The following is a 13337-nucleotide window of genomic DNA, read 5'->3' on the forward strand; positions in this document are numbered from 1 at the left end:
TTGAAGGAAGGCCAATGGCTCAGTCCTACAGTGCCCGCAGTCGTGCGATCGAACCTTTCCATGTCATGGCGTTGCTGGCGCGTGCCAATGAATTGCAAGCGGCCGGTCATGATGTGATTCACCTTGAAATCGGTGAGCCGGACTTCACCACCGCCGAGCCGATCATTCGCGCCGGCCAGGCAGCGCTGACAGCGGGGAAGACCCGTTACACCGCCGCGCGCGGCATTCCCGAACTGCGTGAGGCCATTTCAGGCTTTTATCAGCAGCGTTATGGCCTGAACATCGACCCGCGGCGGATCCTCATCACGCCCGGCGGCTCTGGTGCGTTGTTGCTGGCCAGTGCGTTGCTGGTCGACCCGGGCAAGCATTGGCTGCTGGCGGACCCGGGTTACCCGTGCAACCGGCATTTCCTGCGCTTGGTGGAAGGCGCCGCGCAGCTTGTTCCTGTCGGCCCTGAGGTGCGTTATCAACTGACCCCGGGCCTGGTCGAGCGGCATTGGGATCATGACAGTGTCGGCGCGCTGGTAGCGTCACCGGCCAACCCGACCGGGACGATTTTGACCCGCGACGAGTTGGCCGCGCTGTCGACCTCAATCAAGGAGCGTCACGGTCATCTGGTGGTGGATGAGATCTATCACGGCCTGACCTATGGCACCGATGCGGCCAGTGTGCTGGAAGTCGATGACAGTGCCTTCGTCCTTAATAGTTTTTCGAAATATTTCGGCATGACCGGTTGGCGTCTCGGCTGGCTGGTCGCGCCGGATGCCGCCGTCGGTGAGCTGGAAAAACTCGCCCAGAACCTCTACATCAGTGCTCCGAGCATGGCGCAGCACGCTGCGCTGGCATGCTTCGAGCCCGCAACCATTGAAATTCTGGAAGAGCGCCGAGCGGAGTTCGGTCGTCGTCGGGATTTCCTGCTCCCCGCCCTGCGGGAGCTCGGCTTCGGGATTGCCGTTGAGCCGGAAGGGGCGTTCTATTTGTATGCCGATATCAGCAAGTTCGGCGGTGATGCCTTCGCGTTCTGTCGCCACTTCCTCGAAACCGAACACGTTGCGTTTACTCCGGGGCTGGATTTCGGTCGCTATCAAGCCGGGCATCATGTGCGATTCGCCTACACCCAAAATCTTGAGCGCTTGCACGAGGCGGTCCAACGGATTGCTCGCGGCTTGCGGAGTTGGCAAGGCTGATGCGTTTCGATCCGCCACTCGAAGAAGGTCGACTGATTCGTCGTTACAAGCGTTTTCTCGCCGATATCGAAACCGTTAGCGGCGAGTTGATGACCATTCATTGTCCGAATACGGGTTCGATGCTCAATTGTCAGGTCGAAGGCGGGCAGGTCTGGTTCAGCCGCTCCAATGATCCCAAGCGCAAGTTGCCGGGAACATGGGAAGTGGGCGAAACCCCACACGGACGGCTGTTTTGCGTGAATACCGCGCGGGCCAACGGACTGGTGGAGGAGGCGCTTCGCGGTGGAGTCATCGCTGAGCTGGGCGGCTTCACCGGTCTCAAGCGCGAGGTCGCCTACGGCCAGGAAAACAGCCGGATCGACTTTCGCCTTGATTACCCGGGTGGACCGGCCTTTGTGGAAGTCAAAAGTGTGACACTGGGTTTCGAGGGCTCATCGGTAGCGGCGTTTCCCGATGCAGTGACGCAGCGAGGGGCCAAGCATTTGCGTGAATTGGCGCATTTGGCCCGAGACGGAGTTCGGGCTGTGCAGTTGTACTGCGTGAACCTGACCGGTATCGATGCTGTACGTCCGGCTGAAGAAATCGATTCGGCCTACGCCGCGGCGCTGCGTGAGGCCGTGGCGTGCGGGGTCGAGGTGCTGGCGTACGGTGTGCGATTGACTCACGAGGAAATGAGGGTCGATCGGCGCCTGGAGGTGTTGCTCGGTGATTAAAGGCTGATCCAGAGGCCTTGTGCGTCCTCGCGGCAATCGATGCGCTTCAGCGATTGTCCCGCGCAAGGCCCGGCCACGCATTCGCCGTTCTCGATCAGAAACAGGGCGCCATGAGTGGCGCACTGGATCAAGCTGTTGCTGGGGTCGAGAAACTGGTCCGGGGTCCATTCCAGTCCGACGCCGCGGTGCGGGCAGCGATTGATATAGACGTATACCTGGCTGGCCCGGCGTACGGCGAAGAGCTTCTGGCCATCGATTTCGAACCCGCGGCTGCAGGCATCGGCCAGCTCGGCACTGGCACAAAGAAATTTCATGTCCATCCTCAGGTTTTGTCGCTCATGTGCAGATAGGCCCGAGCCGACGTTCAAAAATGCAAACAACTGATCAAGTGGCGTATGTCTATGTCTGATGCAGTGGCCTGCTGCCTAGGATACTGGGTAGCTCCTGCTTTCTCCCAGGCAAAAAAAGACCCGGCATGAGCCGGGTCAAATAACCGTGATAAGCCTGATGAGGAGATAATCTGAGAGTCCGAACCAAGGGCTGTCCAGAATATCGACCAGTCTCGCGACCAGTTGCGTTAATAATATCGATTATCATTATCAAGTCAACTGGTCATTTCTCATTTGTTTGAATCCTGTCGATTGTCTGCTGTAAATCCCGGTAAACGTTCAGCCTTAAGGTGGCGTTTTCAGTGCGCTCAACTGTGCGACCTGCTTGTTAAGCAGGTCGATTCGTCGGGCCATGCTATTGATCAGGCTGCTGGCGATTTTTGGATTGCTCTGGGCCAGGCTCATGAACTGATCCTTGGGAATGCGCATGATGGTGCTCGGCTCACTGGTGACAACGCTGGCGTTGCGCCTCTCACCGGTGAATACCGCCATGGCACCGAAAATTTCGTCCTTGGGCACATCGCCGACTTTCAGTCCGTCGACAAACGCTTCGGCATGCCCCTCAATGATCACAAGGACATGGTCTGCCTCGTCGCCTTGCCGGATCAATGCTTCGCCACTGGCGACACGCTGGAAACCGTGGGTGCTGCGAAACTCCGGCTGTTTCAGGCGCGCGACTGCGTCGGACAGCAAAGCGGTCTGCCCTGCCATGTATTGCAAGAACAATTCCGAGCGCCGGGGATCGGCATAGATGTGCTGGAACACCGCGGATCGCAAGTAAGGTGTCAGCGCCAGCGGGTTATCACTGCGCAAGCGACAGCGCGGCAATTCCATATCCTGACGCAGGCCGATGAGATCCCCCTCATGCAGATAGAACAGGGCACGATGGTTGATGCATCCATGCAGCAGCCCGTTTGTCAGCATGAACAGCTGATCACCGGGCAATGCGGCGCCAAGGTCTTCGACAGCGGAAAATTCCAGGGAAGGGCCGCAAGGAGCCAAGCCTTCCAGTAGTCGAGCAGGAATGTTTTGCAGTCGATTGATCAGTGCGTCGGCGTAGGCCGGTTGTTCCCCGAGTAGGTACATGGCGAGCGGACTCGTTCAGTTTTTGTGGCGTGACGAGATAGCTTCCAGCTGTTTGTTCAGGGCTTCCTTGCGTTCGGCGGGAATGTCGTTCCAATGTACGTCCATCAGGGCGCCTTCGATTGCGTATAACAACACCTTCGACGCCCGGAACCCCCGCGTACGCACGGCCCGATAAGCGTCCACCGCCCCCAGGCGACGCAAGTCCGAGGCGCTGTGGATGCCCACGGCATGCAGCCACTGCGCCGACGTCTTGCCAAGATTCTTCAGGTGTTGCAATTCATCATTCATCAAGCCTCCTTGCGATGGCCGAATGGTGCGTGGGCAAGCTTCTGAGGAGTGTAGCCATCAGCAGGAAAAGCGTTATTGTTTGGTCGTTTTCGACGCAAACGCTTCTAAGCGGCTATTGTCTGGAAGGGTGGGAATTCGGTGAGAATGGAAGAAAAACAGGGGTAAAAGCTTAAAACTTCGGTCAATTGGTCCCAAGTCCAGCGCGAAGCGGGGGCGCCGGACTTGTCAATTTACGCAGATGATCAGCGAGTGCGATAACGCAAGCGTGTGCCGAAATTCATTGACATCAAAATCTCGTCAGCACTCAGCTCTGGTGGAAAGTAAGCGCCGGAGATCTGCGCGTGGGCCAGGCTCGCGCCTTCAAGCGAAGCGTAGCGAAAGTCGATGCCGCGCAAGTCGGCGGAGCGGAAATAAGCATCGGTAAAGTCGACACCGTCGGCGTTCAGCTCACGCAGATCCAGGCCACGGAAGTCGCCACCCACCATATCGATAGGTCCATCTTTGGGGCGTTCTTTGTTGAAGCCGATGATGTCGTCTTTGTGCAGAAGGGCATAAAGCGGGGTGTCGAGAAGCTTCGGCTGGCTCATGGCATGTCACCTGTTGGTTTTATGACGCCAGTATAGTGCCACTATTTGACAGCCGTGAAGCCTGTGATGGCTTCACGGCTGAAATACTTCCCTACAGGCCCGGCAGGCGTTGGCGAATCTGTGCGACAACGGTGTCCAGGGTCCCGCTTTCATTGGTCTGGATACGTTTGCTGCAGAGGATTTCCGCAGGAGTCAGTGCTTCGCGACTGGCTTGTTGGGCTTCGATCACGGCCAGCGTAGCGTCAGATGGGTCCTTTTTATCTGCCTGACGCAGGGCCAGCCAGCTTTCGATCACGGCCTGTGGGGCGTTGCAGTCGAGAATCAGGAAAGGCGCGCCGGTGGCTTCGGCGACTTTTGCTGCGCTGTCGCGTTGGTCACGCTTGAGGTACGTGGCGTCGATCACTACGGGGAAGCCTGCGTGCAGGATCACATTGGCGATTTCATGCAGGCGGTTGTAGGTTGCTGCGCTGGCGTCAGCACTATAAATGCCGGCCTGCACGTCATTCTGAACGGTCTGCTCGCCAAACAGACGTTTGCGTTCGACGTCCGAACGCAAGCGAATCGCCCCCAGCGCTTCCACCAGGCGCATGGCCACGTGACTTTTGCCGACGGCGGAAACGCCGTGGGTGATGGCCATGAAGCGCGAAGGAATGGTGCTGTAGCTTTCCGCCAGGTTGGCGTAGTTGCGGTACTGGCGCAGGGTAGTGGCGCGCTGCACCGCCGTGGCGTCGGCCGGCATGCTGAACAGGGCGACCTTGGCGCGAACCAGTGCACGGTACGCTTTATAGAAGTTCAGCAGTTCCAGGCCCTGGTAATCGCCTGTCAGCTCCAGGTATTGGCTGATGAAGCGCCGTGCCAGGCTTTTCAGGCCACGGTCCTCGAGGTCCATCGCCAGGAAGCCGGTGTCGGCATACACGTCCGTGAAGCGGAACGGCTCGTTGAATTCGATGCAGTCAAAGATCACGACTTTGCCGTCGATCACCGTGGCGTTGCCCAAGTGGATGTCGCCGTGGCATTCACGGACGAATCCGTCAGCCTTGCGCTGGGCAAACAGCGGCTTGAGGCGTTCGAAGCTGGCTTCGGCCCAGGCTTGCAAGGCTTCCAGCTGCAGCAGGTCGGCCTTGTCGCTGAGGAATGGGCGAATTTGTTCGAAGTTTTGTCGCACTGGCGCCATGACACTGTCCGGCGTGCCTGCGTCATGCTCGGCAGGGACTTTCGGCGCGCTGAGGTGGAAGCGGGCGATTTGCTCAGCCATTGCATCGATGTGTGCAGGCGTCAGTTCGCCATTGGCTTGCAGGGTGCTGAGCAACTGGCTCTGCGGGAACTGGCGCATCTTCAGGGCGTATTCGACGATCGGACCATCGCCGCCCAGTTGCGGGGCCTCGGCGCTGCCGGTAATCGGCAACACTTCGAGGTAAAGATCCTGGGTCAGGCGTTGGTTGAGGCGCAGTTCTTCACCGCAGAAATGCTTGCGGGCCTCAAGGCTGGTGAAATCGAGGAAACCGAAGTTCACCGGCTTCTTCACCTTATAGGCATAAGGGCCGGTAAGCAGAACCCAGGAAATGTGGGTCTCGATAAGCTGGAACCCCTCTACAGGATGCGGATAGAGGGCCGGGTTTTGCAGGGCGGCGATCAGGGACTGGCTCACTGGCGATCCTTCAGAGTCTGGAAAAATACAGGCCGTCATTATGGCGGCTGGCCAGCCTAACGCAATCTCGGAGGGCTCCTGTTGAGTATGAATAAAGTGCGTATAATCCGCCGCCATGACTCGTACCCGATCTCCCCGCACCCCTAAAAAACCACCTTCCAGAGGCCTGCGCCCCTGGCTGGGCTGGGCCCTTAAACTCAGTCTGGTCGGCCTGGTGGCGCTGGCTGGGTTCGCGGTTTACCTCGATGCCATCGTGCAGGAAAAGTTTTCCGGCAAGCGCTGGACCATTCCGGCCAAGGTATACGCGCGTCCACTTGAGCTGTTCGTCGGACAAAAGCTGAGCCGGGATGACTTTCTCACCGAACTCGACGCCTTGGGTTATCGCCGTGAAAGCGTGGCCAATGGCCCCGGTGCTGCCTCGGTCAACGGCAATACCGTTGATCTGAATACCCGTGGCTTCCAGTTCTATGAAGGCATGGAGCAGGCGCAACCGGTACGTGTGCGTTTTTCCGGCGACTACGTCGCTGAATTGTCGGCGACCAACGGTACGAAGCTGTCGGTAGTGCGCCTTGAGCCGTTGCTGATTGGTGGCTTGTACCCGAAAAACCTCGAAGACCGGATTCTGATCAAGATCGATCAGGTGCCGCCGTACTTGCTCGACACCCTGGTGGCCGTTGAGGACCGTGACTTCTATCACCACTTTGGTGTGTCGCCGAAGTCGATTGCCCGTGCAATCTGGGTCAACGGCTCGTCAGGCCGGATGCGCCAGGGCGGCAGTACCCTGACGCAACAATTGGTCAAAAACTTCTACCTGACCAACGAACGCAGCCTGAGCCGAAAACTCACCGAAGCCATGATGGCTTTGCTGCTGGAGCTGCATTACGACAAGCGTGAAATCCTCGAGGCTTATCTGAACGAGGTGTTCATCGGTCAGGACGGCCAGCGTGCGGTGCATGGTTTCGGTCTGGCCAGCCAGTTCTTCTTCAGCCAGCCATTGTCCGAGCTCAAACTGCATCAGGTTGCATTGCTGGTGGGCATGGTCAAGGGGCCTTCGTCCTACAATCCGCGGCGATACCCGGAGCGCGCGCTTGAGCGACGCAATCTGGTGCTCGATGTCTTGCAGGAGCAGGGCGTCGCCACCGCCGAGCAGGTCGAAGCCGCGAAGAAGATGCCGTTGGGCGTGACCAAGCGTGGCAGCCTTGCGGACAGCTCGTTCCCCGGCTTCCTCGACCTGGTCAAGCGTCAGCTGCGTGAAGACTATCGCGACGAAGACTTGACGGAAGAAGGTCTGCGCATCTTCACCAGTTTCGATCCGATCCTGCAGATGAAAGCCGAAGCCTCGGTCAATGACACCTTCAAACGCCTGTCAGGGCGCAAGGGGGCCGATGATGTCGAGGCGGCCATGGTCGTCACCAATCCGGAAACCGGCGAAGTCCAGGCCATGATTGGCAGTCGTCAGGCCAGTTTCGCCGGGTTCAACCGTGCTCTGGATGCTGTGCGGCCGATCGGCTCGTTGATCAAGCCGGCGGTTTATCTGACAGCGCTGGAGAAGCCGAGCCAGTACACGTTGACCAGTTGGCTGTCGGACGAATCCTTCTCGGTCAAAGGCGCGGACGGTCAGGTCTGGAAACCACAGAACTATGATCGACGGTCTCATGGCACGGTTTTCCTTTATCAGGGCCTGGCGCATTCCTACAACTTGTCGACTGCACGTCTCGGGTTGGCGGTGGGGGTACCGAATGTACTGAAGACGCTGGGGCGCCTGGGTATAAGTCGCGAATTCCCGGCATTCCCATCGATGTTGCTGGGTGCAGGTGGCATGACGCCGATCGAAGTCGCGACCATGTATCAGACCCTGGCCAACGGCGGTTTCAATACGCCGATGCGCGGGATCCGCAGTGTTCTGACTGCCGAGGGTGAACCGCTCAAGCGTTATCCGTTCCAGATTCAGCAGCGCTTCGACCCGGGTTCCATTTACCTGATTCAGAGCGCCATGCAGCGAGTCATGCGTGAAGGCACCGGCAGTTCGGTTTACAACGTGTTGCCGAAAACCCTGACCCTTGCAGGCAAGACCGGCACCAGTAACGATTCGCGGGACAGTTGGTTTGCCGGTTTCAGCCAGGACTTGCTCGCGGTGGTGTGGCTGGGGCGCGATGATAATGGCAAAACGCCGTTTACCGGCGCTACCGGTGCCTTGCAGGTCTGGACCAGCTTCATGCGCAAGGCCGATCCGCTGCCGCTGGACATGCCGCAGCCGGACAATATCGTTCAGGCCTGGGTCGATTCGCGCACGGGACAAGGCTCTGATGCCAACTGCCCAGGCGCTGTACAGATGCCGTATATTCGCGGCAGCGAACCACCTCCCGGCGCCGCTTGCGGTGGCGACAGCCCAGCTACCGGCGAAACGGTGATGGATTGGGTCAAGGGCTGGATGAATTAAGCAAAGAGGGTATCAAGTGAACAAGTGGTTGATTCCAGCGGTTGCCGCCGTGGCTTTGCTCAGCGGTTGCTCCACCGTACAACGTGGCTCGATTCCGGTAGAAGACTCCGGTACCGCCGTCTCCAACAGCGAGCGAATCTCGAACAATGGCGGTTTCCGTCAGACGACGGTGAAACGCCCGGCGCAAACCCGCCCGCAGGAAATTCCGCAAGGTGATACCGGTGTTGTCGTGATGGTGCCAAGTGGCGGTGCAACGACTTCAACGCCGATCAGCACCACGCCGATTACGCCAGGCCCAATTACACCGGGCCCGATCGATACTGCGCCGGTTCAGTCCGCGCCGATCAATCAAGGCAGCTACAGCATGCCATCGGCGCCGAGCGGGATTCCTTCGGCTAGCTCCGGTGGTCTGTCCGCAGACGAGCAACTGGACGGTCCGGTTCTGGCTCTGTTGACGACTGCACAGCAACAACAGTCCAGCGGTGATCTCAATGGTGCTTCGTCGAGCCTCGAGCGCGCCCAGCGTGTCGCACCCCGTGAGCCACAAGTGCTTTATCGCCTGGCGCAAGTGCGTATGGCTCAAGGTGATGCGCCGCAGGCCGAGCAATTCGCTCGTCGTGGCCTGACCTTCGCCAACGGTCGTCCGGCATTGCAGGCAAACCTGTGGGAGCTGATTGCCCAGGCGCGCGAGAAGCAGGGTGACTCCGCCGGCGCAGCGCTGGCCCGTCAGAAGGCCAAGGTAGCGTCGTGATGGACGAGCGCTTTAACAAAATTGCCGATCAGTTGCTGTTGATCGAGCGTGAACTGCGGATTCAGGGCTGGTGGGACGACGTCATGCCAAGCGCCGAGGCGCTTTCCAGTGTCGAGCCATTCTCGGTCGATACGCTGGATTTCGAGCAGTGGTTGCAATGGATTTTCTTGCCTCGCATGAAAATGATTCTGGAGCAGGATCTGCCTTTGCCCAATGCATCGGGGATTCAGGAAATGGCCGAAATGGTCTTCGCTGGCCGTAATGTCCAGGGAAAAGATCGGCAGTTGCAAATGTTGCTCAAAGAGTTCGATGTGCTGATCACAGCTTCTCGCTGAGTTCGATCCCTTGTAGCAACCGGGCTTGTTCGCGATGAGCGCAAGTCCGGTTGCTGCATGTCTACTGGCGGTTGTTCGCTATTCGTATCTGCGTTTCGCTGACGCGGCTCCTGCCGTTGAACGTCATCCAGTCGCCGTATCGCTCCCTGTACTTCCTCTCTCCGTCGCGGATTGTCCAATTCCTTGTCTCGGGTTGCGCAATTGAAGCTAACACTCATGCAGTTTCACGGTTTTTTCTTGCTTTCTCATGTGCTTAGTTCAATAAAGCACATAGACGACTTGACTTGCAGGGGACGAAACAGAAGAATCCAAAGTCCGCTGTAGAGGGACTGCCAGAAGCAGACCCACTCAGCAGATCATGAGGCGCACATCCGCGCCGACCTGTTACACCCGCAACGCGTTACCTCGCGCTGGGTGGGAAAGGCCCGCAACACTTGGGACGATCCCAATACTTGCTCAGTCAGTGCTGACGTAGTCGGCGACCACCGTCGCTCATGCTCTGCTGGGAAGTAAACCTATTAAGACCCGTCCCCTTATATGTGGGCGGTATTCTGGCGTTTTAGAGGTGAACAACGTGGAGCTTTTATCTGGCGGTGAAATGATCGTCCGCTTTTTGCGTGACGAGGGCGTCAAGTATATCTATGGGTACCCGGGTGGTGCCGCACTGCATATCTACGATGCACTGTTCAAAGAGCCATCCGTTCAGCACATTCTTGTCCGTCATGAGCAGGCTGCCACTCACATGGCTGACGGTTATGCGCGCGCCACCGGCAAGGCCGGTGTCGTACTGGTGACATCCGGACCGGGTGCGACCAACGTCATTACCGGTATCGCCACTGCGTACATGGACTCGATCCCGATGGTGATTCTGACCGCCCAGGTGCCGAGCACCATGGTCGGCACGGATGCATTCCAGGAAACCGACATGATCGGTATCTCCCGGCCGATCGTGAAGCACAGCTTCATGATCAAGCATCCATCGGAAATCCCGGAAGTCATGAAGAAGGCTTTCTACCTGGCGCAATCCGGTCGTCCGGGCCCGGTAGTGGTCGATATCCCGAAAGACATGACCAACCCGGCCGAGAAGTTCGAATACGTCTTCCCGAAAAAAGCCAAGCTGCGTTCCTACAGCCCGGCAGTGCGTGGCCATTCGGGCCAGATCCGCAAAGCCGTGGAAATGCTGCTGGCGGCCAAGCGGCCAATCATCTATGCCGGTGGCGGCGTCATCATGGGCAACGGTTCCGCGCCGTTGACCGAGTTGGCGCAACTGCTGAACGCACCGGTCACCAACACCTTGATGGGCCTTGGCGCCTATCCGGGTAACGACCGCCAGTTCGTCGGCATGCTCGGTATGCATGGCAGCTACACCGCCAACCTGACGATGCACCATGCCGATGTGATCCTTGCAGTCGGCGCGCGCTTCGACGATCGCGTTATCAACGGTGCTTCGAAGTTTTGCCCGAACGCCAAGATCATTCATGTCGACATCGACCCGGCTTCGATCTCCAAGACCATCAAGGCCGACGTTCCTATCGTAGGTCCGGTGGAAAGCGTACTGACCGAAATGGTCGCTACCTTCAAGGAAATCGGCGAGGCCCCGAACAAGGAAGCGGTCGCCACCTGGTGGAAGCAGATTGAGGAGTGGCGTGGTGATCGCGACATGTTCCCTTACAACAAGGGTGATGGCAGCATCATCAAGCCTCAGACTGTGATCGAGACGCTGAGCGAAGTGACCCATGGCGATGCCTATGTGTCCTCCGACGTGGGTCAACATCAGATGTACGCGGCCCAGTACTACCGTTTCAACAAGCCGAATCGCTGGATCAACTCCGGCGGCCTGGGCACGATGGGCTTCGGTTTGCCAGCTGCGATGGGCGTGAAACTGAACTTCCCGGATGCTGAAGTCGCCTGTGTGACCGGTGAGGGCAGCATTCAGATGAACATTCAGGAGTTGTCGACCTGTCTGCAACATGGCTTGCCACTGAAGATCATCCTGCTCAACAACGGCGTGCTTGGCATGGTCCGCCAATGGCAGGACATGAGCTACGGTGCGCGTCACTCGCATTCCTACATGGAATCGTTGCCGGACTTCGTCAAGTTGGCTGAAGCCTATGGTCACGTTGGCATGCGCATCACCGACTTGAAGGATTTGAAGCCGATGATGGAGGAAGCGTTCGCGATGAAGGATCGCCTGGTGTTCCTTGACATCAAGGTCGACGCCAACGAGCACGTCTACCCGATGCAGATCAAAGACGGCTCCATGCGCGATATGTGGCTGAGCAAGACGGAGCGTACTTAATCATGCGGCACATTATTTCCTTGCTTCTGGAAAACGAACCCGGCGCTTTGTCTCGCGTAGTCGGCCTGTTCTCGCAGCGCAACTACAACATCGAAAGCCTGACTGTGGCGCCAACCGAAGACCCGACCCTGTCGCGTCTGACGCTGACCACTGTCGGCCATGATGAGATCATCGAGCAGATCACCAAAAACCTGAACAAGCTGATCGAAGTGGTAAAGCTGGTCGACCTGTCGGAGAGTGCTCACATCGAGCGCGAACTGATGCTGGTCAAGGTCAAGGCCACCGGCGCCCAACGCGCCGAGATCAAGCGCACCACCGATATTTACCGTGGACAGATCGTCGATGTCAGCGCCAGCGTGTATACCGTTCAATTGACCGGTACCAGCGACAAGCTCGACAGCTTCATTCAGTCCATCGGCACCGCCTCGATCCTGGAAACTGTACGCAGTGGCGTCACCGGGATTGCGCGCGGCGACAAAGTACTCAGCATCTAAACCAAATTAGCGAATGGCCTGAACGGCCTGGATATATAGGGGAAATTCATGAAAGTTTTCTACGATAAAGACTGCGACCTGTCGATCATCCAGGGCAAGAAAGTTGCCATCATCGGTTACGGTTCCCAAGGCCACGCCCAAGCGTGCAACCTGAAAGACTCCGGCGTTGACGTTACCGTTGGTCTGCGTAAAGGTTCGGCCACCGTTGCCAAAGCCGAAGCTCACGGCCTGAAAGTGACCGACGTTGCTTCCGCTGTTGCAGCGGCCGACCTGGTCATGATCCTGACCCCGGACGAGTTCCAGTCCTCCCTGTACAAGAACGAAATCGAGCCGAACATCAAGAAAGGTGCCACCCTGGCCTTCTCCCATGGCTTCGCGATCCACTACAACCAGGTTGTGCCGCGCGCTGACCTCGACGTGATCATGATCGCGCCGAAGGCTCCGGGCCACACCGTACGTTCCGAGTTCGTGAAGGGCGGCGGTATCCCTGACCTGATCGCTATCTACCAGGACGCGTCGGGCAACGCCAAAAACGTTGCTCTGTCCTACGCGGCAGGCGTTGGCGGCGGTCGTACCGGCATCATCGAAACCACCTTCAAGGACGAGACAGAAACCGACCTGTTCGGCGAACAAGCCGTTCTGTGCGGCGGTACCGTGGAACTGGTCAAAGCTGGTTTCGAAACTCTGGTTGAAGCTGGCTATGCGCCAGAGATGGCCTACTTCGAATGCCTGCACGAACTGAAGCTGATCGTTGACCTCATGTACGAAGGCGGTATCGCCAACATGAACTACTCGATCTCCAACAACGCCGAATACGGCGAGTACGTGACCGGCCCGGAAGTTATCAACGCCGAATCCCGTCAGGCCATGCGCAACGCCCTGAAACGTATTCAGGACGGCGAATACGCCAAGATGTTCATCAGCGAAGGTGCTACCGGCTATCCTTCGATGACCGCCAAGCGTCGCAACAACGCCGCTCACGGTATCGAAATCATCGGCGAGCAACTGCGCTCCATGATGCCGTGGATCGGTGCCAACAAGATCGTCGACAAAGCCAAAAACTAAGTCACGTCCTTGTACGAAAAACGCGGCCCAGGCCGCGTTTTTTCGTTTGGCGGGC

Annotated in this window: 13 protein-coding genes; 8 read left to right on the plus strand and 5 right to left on the minus strand. The window is 58.1% G+C overall.

Going from position 1 to position 13337, the window contains the following annotated elements; genetic code table 11:
* Positions 1-14: 14 nt before the first annotated feature.
* The gene (locus tag ACX3YF_RS11980) at positions 15-1187 is read left to right on the plus strand and encodes a pyridoxal phosphate-dependent aminotransferase (RefSeq protein ID WP_047533308.1); all 1173 of its coding nucleotides are present in this window, start codon (positions 15-17) and stop codon (positions 1185-1187) included.
* Complete coding sequence (gene sfsA / locus ACX3YF_RS11985; protein ID WP_130204860.1) at positions 1187-1900, plus strand: DNA/RNA nuclease SfsA; 714 nt, start codon at positions 1187-1189, stop codon at positions 1898-1900. The genes ACX3YF_RS11980 and sfsA overlap by 1 nt, the downstream gene beginning before the upstream one ends.
* Here sfsA and ACX3YF_RS11990 read toward each other — a convergent pair.
* The 5 genes from ACX3YF_RS11990 to ACX3YF_RS12010 form a co-directional block, all read right to left on the minus strand.
* Positions 1897-2214 (minus strand): Rieske (2Fe-2S) protein, encoded by a 318-nt coding sequence (locus tag ACX3YF_RS11990; protein WP_130204862.1) that lies wholly within the window; start codon positions 2212-2214, stop codon positions 1897-1899. The genes sfsA and ACX3YF_RS11990 overlap by 4 nt on opposite strands.
* A gap of 360 nt (positions 2215-2574) precedes the next feature.
* Positions 2575-3375 carry a Crp/Fnr family transcriptional regulator gene (locus tag ACX3YF_RS11995; RefSeq protein WP_130204864.1) on the minus strand — a complete coding sequence of 267 codons (801 nt, stop codon included), beginning with the start codon at positions 3373-3375 and terminating at the stop codon, positions 2575-2577.
* A 15-nt stretch (positions 3376-3390) separates the two neighbouring features.
* Positions 3391-3663: a TfoX/Sxy family protein gene (locus ACX3YF_RS12000; RefSeq protein WP_007971093.1), complete on the minus strand. Its 273-nt coding sequence runs from the start codon at positions 3661-3663 to the stop codon at positions 3391-3393.
* A gap of 242 nt (positions 3664-3905) precedes the next feature.
* A complete protein-coding gene (locus ACX3YF_RS12005; protein WP_130204866.1) occupies positions 3906-4250 on the minus strand; it encodes a pentapeptide repeat-containing protein in 345 nt (114 codons plus the stop codon).
* Positions 4251-4341: 91 nt separating this feature from the next.
* Positions 4342-5898 (minus strand): bifunctional aminoglycoside phosphotransferase/ATP-binding protein, encoded by a 1557-nt coding sequence (locus tag ACX3YF_RS12010; RefSeq protein ID WP_130204868.1) that lies wholly within the window; start codon positions 5896-5898, stop codon positions 4342-4344.
* A gap of 115 nt (positions 5899-6013) precedes the next feature.
* Between ACX3YF_RS12010 and mrcB the strand changes: the two genes are divergently transcribed.
* From mrcB to ilvC, 6 genes are all read left to right on the plus strand, one after another.
* The gene (mrcB, locus tag ACX3YF_RS12015; protein WP_130204870.1) at positions 6014-8338 is read left to right on the plus strand and encodes a penicillin-binding protein 1B; all 2325 of its coding nucleotides are present in this window, start codon (positions 6014-6016) and stop codon (positions 8336-8338) included.
* 16 nt (positions 8339-8354) lie between these two features.
* Positions 8355-9089, plus strand: a complete 735-nt coding sequence (locus tag ACX3YF_RS12020) for a tetratricopeptide repeat protein (protein ID WP_130204872.1) — start codon at positions 8355-8357, stop codon at positions 9087-9089.
* Entirely contained in the window at positions 9089-9424 is a 336-nt protein-coding gene (locus tag ACX3YF_RS12025; RefSeq protein WP_130204874.1) for a YqcC family protein, read from the plus strand. The genes ACX3YF_RS12020 and ACX3YF_RS12025 overlap by 1 nt, the downstream gene beginning before the upstream one ends.
* 574 nt (positions 9425-9998) lie before the next feature.
* Positions 9999-11723, plus strand: a complete 1725-nt coding sequence (locus ACX3YF_RS12030; protein ID WP_047539072.1) for an acetolactate synthase 3 large subunit — start codon at positions 9999-10001, stop codon at positions 11721-11723.
* Positions 11724-11725: 2 nt separating this feature from the next.
* Entirely contained in the window at positions 11726-12217 is a 492-nt protein-coding gene (ilvN, locus tag ACX3YF_RS12035; RefSeq protein WP_003205610.1) for an acetolactate synthase small subunit, read from the plus strand.
* Positions 12218-12265: 48 nt separating this feature from the next.
* The gene (ilvC, locus tag ACX3YF_RS12040; protein WP_003228216.1) at positions 12266-13282 is read left to right on the plus strand and encodes a ketol-acid reductoisomerase; all 1017 of its coding nucleotides are present in this window, start codon (positions 12266-12268) and stop codon (positions 13280-13282) included.
* Positions 13283-13337 lie beyond the last annotated feature (55 nt).

The organism is Pseudomonas fluorescens group sp. PF-69 (assembly GCF_054481235.1).

Excerpts from the sequence above, each read along its gene's own strand:
- ACX3YF_RS11980 (WP_047533308.1), top strand. The coding sequence starts at position 15 with ATGGCTCAGTCCTACAGTGCCCGCAGTCGTGCGATCGAACCTTTCCAT.
- sfsA (WP_130204860.1), top strand. The coding sequence starts at position 1,187 with ATGCGTTTCGATCCGCCACTCGAAGAAGGTCGACTGATTCGTCGTTAC.
- ACX3YF_RS11990 (WP_130204862.1), bottom strand. The coding sequence starts at position 2,214 with ATGAAATTTCTTTGTGCCAGTGCCGAGCTGGCCGATGCCTGCAGCCGC.
- ACX3YF_RS11995 (WP_130204864.1), bottom strand. The coding sequence starts at position 3,375 with ATGTACCTACTCGGGGAACAACCGGCCTACGCCGACGCACTGATCAAT.
- ACX3YF_RS12000 (WP_007971093.1), bottom strand. The coding sequence starts at position 3,663 with ATGAATGATGAATTGCAACACCTGAAGAATCTTGGCAAGACGTCGGCG.
- ACX3YF_RS12005 (WP_130204866.1), bottom strand. The coding sequence starts at position 4,250 with ATGAGCCAGCCGAAGCTTCTCGACACCCCGCTTTATGCCCTTCTGCAC.
- mrcB (WP_130204870.1), top strand. The coding sequence starts at position 6,014 with ATGACTCGTACCCGATCTCCCCGCACCCCTAAAAAACCACCTTCCAGA.
- ACX3YF_RS12025 (WP_130204874.1), top strand. The coding sequence starts at position 9,089 with ATGGACGAGCGCTTTAACAAAATTGCCGATCAGTTGCTGTTGATCGAG.
- ilvN (WP_003205610.1), top strand. The coding sequence starts at position 11,726 with ATGCGGCACATTATTTCCTTGCTTCTGGAAAACGAACCCGGCGCTTTG.
- ilvC (WP_003228216.1), top strand. The coding sequence starts at position 12,266 with ATGAAAGTTTTCTACGATAAAGACTGCGACCTGTCGATCATCCAGGGC.